This window comes from Bifidobacterium aquikefiri (assembly GCF_002259795.1).
Taxonomy (GTDB): domain Bacteria; phylum Actinomycetota; class Actinomycetes; order Actinomycetales; family Bifidobacteriaceae; genus Bombiscardovia; species Bombiscardovia aquikefiri.
The window spans coordinates 1-3950 of sequence record NZ_MWXA01000012.1; the positions used below are offsets into that span (position 1 = coordinate 1).

The 3950-nt window shown below is 58.3% G+C and carries 4 protein-coding genes; 2 read left to right on the forward strand and 2 right to left on the reverse strand.

The genetic code is table 11. The annotated features are described in order from the left end of the window. A partial coding sequence (locus BAQU_RS09950) for a transposase (RefSeq protein WP_211277168.1) occupies positions 1-495 on the reverse strand: 495 nt, incomplete at its 3' end. Positions 496-703: 208 nt separating this feature from the next. On the opposite strand from BAQU_RS09950, the gene cmtR reads away from it, so the two are divergent. Further along, positions 704-1063, forward strand: a complete 360-nt coding sequence (gene cmtR, locus BAQU_RS09955) for a Cd(II)/Pb(II)-sensing metalloregulatory transcriptional regulator CmtR (RefSeq protein WP_024464623.1) — start codon at positions 704-706, stop codon at positions 1061-1063. Then, positions 1060-2967 carry a heavy metal translocating P-type ATPase gene (locus BAQU_RS09960; RefSeq protein WP_024464624.1) on the forward strand — a complete coding sequence of 636 codons (1908 nt, stop codon included), beginning with the start codon at positions 1060-1062 and terminating at the stop codon, positions 2965-2967. Before cmtR ends, BAQU_RS09960 begins: the two co-directional genes overlap by 4 nt. Before the next feature lie 344 nt (positions 2968-3311). On the opposite strand, the gene BAQU_RS09965 is transcribed toward BAQU_RS09960, so the two are convergent. Beyond that, on the reverse strand, positions 3312-3950 hold a 639-nt coding region (locus BAQU_RS09965), incomplete at its 5' end, for an IS256 family transposase (RefSeq protein WP_211277169.1).

The window sequence follows — 3950 nt, forward strand, 5'->3', positions numbered from 1 at the left end:
GTGCCACACGCCGTCCATGAACACATACGGGTAGGCCTGGGATAGCGGGCGTTCGCGCCAGGCGTCGATGTCCCCGTAGACCTTCCTGAGCTTGTCCGACAGGGTCTGCGACGGCATCCGCGCTCCCCACAGCGCCTGGGAGATGTCGTCGACGCGGCGGGTGGACACGCCCGCCAGGTACATGTCGATCAAGGCCTCCTCCACGCTCTCCTCCCGGCGTCGGTACCGTTCGATGACCGCCGACTCGAACAGGGCACCCTTCAGCTTCGGCACCCTCACACTCAATTTGCCGGCCTTGACCGTCAGATCGCGTTCGTAATGGCCGGCACGATACGCCTTCCTGCCGCAGGAACGCTCGTAGCGGGCCGCGCCGGTGATCTCGTCGGCCTCGGCGTCCAGCATCCGGTTGAGGATCTCGGTGACCTTCTCGCTCACCATCCGGTCCAGTTGGGTCTCGAACATGGGTTGATTCACCTGTAAAATGTGCTTGGGCATGGCCCGTACCTGCTTTCCAATCGGTTTTCTCTTTCAGCGATTGAAAATCGTACACACAGGACGGGCTATGCTCCCACCACCTCAAAACTGCGCAAGAATCCGGACGTTATCCCGATTTATGGACTTCGTTAGTGCCTGATTTCCGTAGCTGCCTACTACCTGATGTCCGGACTTGACAACAGTACATCATCTAATGTATAGTCATCGCATGCTGACTATTACGAATCGACTTGATGTAATGAACCGGCTAGGTCGGGCCATGGCAGACCCGACCCGTTCACGGATTCTGATGGCGCTGTTAGATGGGCCCAGTTACCCTGCCGTTCTCTCTCGAGAACTGGGGCTGTCTCGTTCGAACGTGTCAAACCATTTGACGTGTTTGCGCGGGTGCGGCATCGTGGTGGCTGAACCCGAGGGCAGGAAGACCCGTTACGAAATCGCCGACCCCCATCTAGCCCATGCGCTGACTGCCCTTATTGATGTGACACTTGCAGTTGATGAGAGCGTGCCATGCATGGACTCCGACTGCAATGTTAGGGGCTGCGAGGCACGGGAGGTGCGAGCGTGAGTACGGTAACAAATTCGCAGGTTGAGCATCCTGACTTCGATGACGATGATGATGACGATCGGCCGTGGTATCGCAGTCCGAGCGTTCTGATTCCGATTGCATCGGGTATTGCATTCGCTGCTGGCCTAGTGTGTGATTTGACCGGCGCAAAGACCGCAGGTCTAGTGATGTTCTGGATCGGCCTGCTTTTGGGCGCGTACACTTTTGTTCCGGGTGCGCTGCGAGGGTTGTTTACGAAAGGCAAGCTTGGTATCGGTCTGCTGATGACGATCAGCGCGACTGGTGCTGTGATTCTTGGATACGTTGAGGAAGCAGCAGCGCTGGCGTTCCTCTACTCAATTTCGGAAGCGCTTGAGGACAAGGCAATGGATCGTGCTCGCGCTGGACTGCGGGCATTGTTGAAACTCGTGCCAAAGACCGCACTGGTTAAACGTGGCGATGCAACGGTTGAGGTCGAGGCAAAGGATCTGCGCGTTGGTGACGTGCTGGTGGTTCGGGCGGGCGAGCGGATTGCCACTGATGGCATCGTGCGTGCCGGGCGGAGCAGCCTGGACACATCCGCGATCACCGGCGAGTCAATCCCAGTCGAAGTTGAACCTGGCATGGATGTCTCGGCAGGGTCCATTAACACCACGGGCACGCTCGACGTTGAGGCCACGGCCGCTGGCACCGATAACTCGCTTACCACAATTGTGGAGCTTGTCGAGAAGGCCCAGAGCGAGAAAGGTGAGCGTGCCCGACTAGCTGATCGGATCGCACGTCCGCTTGTGCCCGGAGTAATGATTCTCGCAGTACTGGTCGGCCTACTCGGGTCACTGCTCAGTGGGAACGTTGAGCTATGGATTACGCGCGCACTGGTTGTGCTCGTCGCAGCATCCCCGTGTTCTTTGGCAATAGCTGTCCCGGTCACCGTCGTCTCTGCTATTGGTGCGGCTTCCGCGTTCGGGGTGGTCGTCAAATCCGGTGCGGCGTTTGAACGTTTTGGTGGCATCCGACATCTCGCAGTCGATAAGACTGGCACTCTGACAGGGAATAACCCCACCGTGACCCGCGTAGTGACGGACGATGGTGTGAGTGAAAACGAGGTTCTGAAGTGGGCGGCAAGTTTGGAAGGTCACAGTACGCATCCGCTTGCCACTGCAATCGCAAGCGCAGTGAGTGACGCTCCACAGGCCGATGATGTCACGGAAACGGCGGGTCGCGGTATTTCTGGGGTAATCGATGGTGTCTGTGTCAGCGTCGGGAGTCCTCGATGGCTCGATGCTGGCCCCCTGGCTGATGAGGTGCGAGCGATGGAGATGGAGGGAATGACCGTCGTCATCGTGCATAGCGACGGCAGACCCGTTGGGGCAGTAGGAGTGCGCGACGAACTGCGTCCCGAAGTGCCCGAGGTAATACGCACGCTGAACGAACGCGGAATCGGCGTAACCATGTTGACTGGCGACAATCCACGCACAGCGCGAGCCTTGGCTGCACAGGCCGGTATTACCGACGTCCGGTCCGAACTGCGCCCAGAAGATAAGGCCGCCGCTGTCGCAGAACTATGCAGAACGCAGCCCACGGCGATGATCGGCGACGGCATTAACGACGCACCCGCCCTAGCGGCCGCAGACGTAGGAATCGCGATGGGAGTCAAAGGTGCCGATGCTGCGATTGAATCAGCGGACGTCGCATTTACTGGGAACGACCTGCGTCTCATCCCTCAAGCTCTTGCGCACGCACACCGCGGGCGCACGATCATGAACGAGAACGTGGTTTTGTCAATACTCATCATTGCGATTCTGCTCCCGCTGTCCATTACCGGAGTTCTTGGCCTGGCCGCTGTGGTACTTGTTCACGAAGGCGCCGAGGTCATCGTCATCCTCAACGGACTGCGCGCAGCACAACGACGGAGCAGCACATGAGATTCCCAACGTACGACAAGAAAAAATACCACTATCGGCGCTCAGTTCTGATCGAAAGTACCGTTAGTATTGATTACAGTGCTGAGTATCTACTCTATAATCGAAAAAAGGCAGTGATTGCTGTTACACAATGAAAAACATAGCCATCCAGATCGGAGAAATAATAGTCCACCTCATAGGTGGAACTTCCTACCACCATTACTGGACACACTGCTTTAATGGAATGGATACTTTGAGTGCTCTCATTACCGCCTACATACGGAGCAAGAACCTCAATATTCGCCTATGACGCGGGTAGTGCCCGGGTTCTTGCGCACTTTGGTTTTTGTTTCCTGTGTGCGTTGTCAGTTCGCTTCCTGTATGGTGTCGTGGAGTCGGGACATGTCCAGGTAGCGGCGGGTCGACCACTGGTTGCCGGTGACGTAGCGGATTCTCGCAGTGATGAGCATCAATGCCGATCTACCATCCGGGAAAGCGCCCACCACGCGGGTTCTCCTGCGGATCTCCCGGTTCAACCGTTCGATCATGTTGTTCGTTCGGATGCGCCGGCGATGCTCGACCGGGTAATCCTTGAGCAGGTACGTGGTGGTCTCGTCGATGCCCTCGCGCAGGCACTTGGCGGCCTCCCTGAGTTTCCGCTCCTCCATCTCGGTGGCGACCTGCTCGGCCTTGGCCAACGCCGATTCGCGTGATTCCATCGCGAACACGGCCTTGAGCGCGTCCCCGGCCCATCGGGTGTGACGAGGGGAGACTTTCGAGAGCACGTTGCGCATGAAGTGCACCATGCACCGCTGGTAGCGGGCCTGTGGCAGGAGTTCACTGACGGTGTTCACCAGTCCGGCGCACCGGTCGCCGGTCACCAGGCGCACGCCGGTAAGCCCACGCGAGATGAGCGAGGAGACGAAGCTGTTCCAGCTCGCCGAATCCTCCTTCATGCCCTCCGCCACGCCGATCACCTCCCGATGCCCGTCCGACCCGATGCC

Excerpts from the sequence above, each read along its gene's own strand:
- cmtR (WP_024464623.1), top strand. The coding sequence starts at position 704 with ATGCTGACTATTACGAATCGACTTGATGTAATGAACCGGCTAGGTCGG.